This window comes from Vibrio sp. M260121, assembly GCF_036533715.1.
Lineage (GTDB): Bacteria > Pseudomonadota > Gammaproteobacteria > Enterobacterales > Vibrionaceae > Vibrio.
Map to the genome: position 1 here is coordinate 1 of NZ_JATABF010000112.1, position 788 is coordinate 788.

Annotated in this window: 1 protein-coding gene; it reads right to left on the reverse strand. The window is 48.9% G+C overall.

Features of this window, described 5'->3' with window-relative positions; translation table 11 throughout:
- A partial coding sequence (locus QTO06_RS25595; protein ID WP_331410351.1) for a phage tail tape measure protein occupies nt 1–773 on the reverse strand: 773 nt, incomplete at its 3' end.
- Nucleotides 774–788 lie beyond the last annotated feature (15 nt).

Sequence of the window (788 nt, forward strand, 5' to 3'; positions counted from 1 at the left end):
AGCGCTTCAATCATGGCTTTCAAGCCTTTGATGCCCACATCCTCACTCAATATCGTACCACCTGCCGCTTCGAGGATGGGCTTGACCACTCCTGGCGCTTTTTCCATCACAGGAACTAAGCTCTGCATGAATGCGGCATAGGCTTCATCGGTTCCTTGACCTGTATTTACCGCATGGCGCATTCTCAGTGCTGCCGTTCGCACGTTGTTACGCTCTTGGTCATCAGTGATAGCTTCAATTGCACCAACGGTATTACCACCCCCGACAAGTTTAGTGAATTCGCCTTGGTCACTAAATCGAGCTTGGAAGGTTTCTTTTAGGCTGTCACCCAGCTTGTCGTAATTCCATACGCCAGCCTGGCGACCTGCAGTGAGTACTGCTGAATATTGATCTAATGAAATTTTATCCCCGAGTAATGGTGCGTACTCTGCGAAGGTGTCTAAAAGATCATGGTTGTCATCACCAGTTGTCTGTCTAATTGCCGCAATGCGCTGAGCCGCTTCATCAATGCTGACACCAAAGGCCTTCGCCGTATTGCCAATTGCTCTCGTTAGCTCTTGAGGGTCAAAGTCAGGAAACACTTGGTTGAGTCTTACTGTTGCCGCCGTAAGCGCATTTGTATCTTTATCATCGAAGCCTTGTGTTCGAGCTAACCCCATCGCTGTAAATATTTCGCCACTGGTGGCACCATCTGCAACGAGCGACGCTCTGAACTTACGCTGCTCATCTGACTTCAGCTCTGATATATCTGTGTTAGTTTGAGCTGCGTACATGAGCATGTGCTTTGC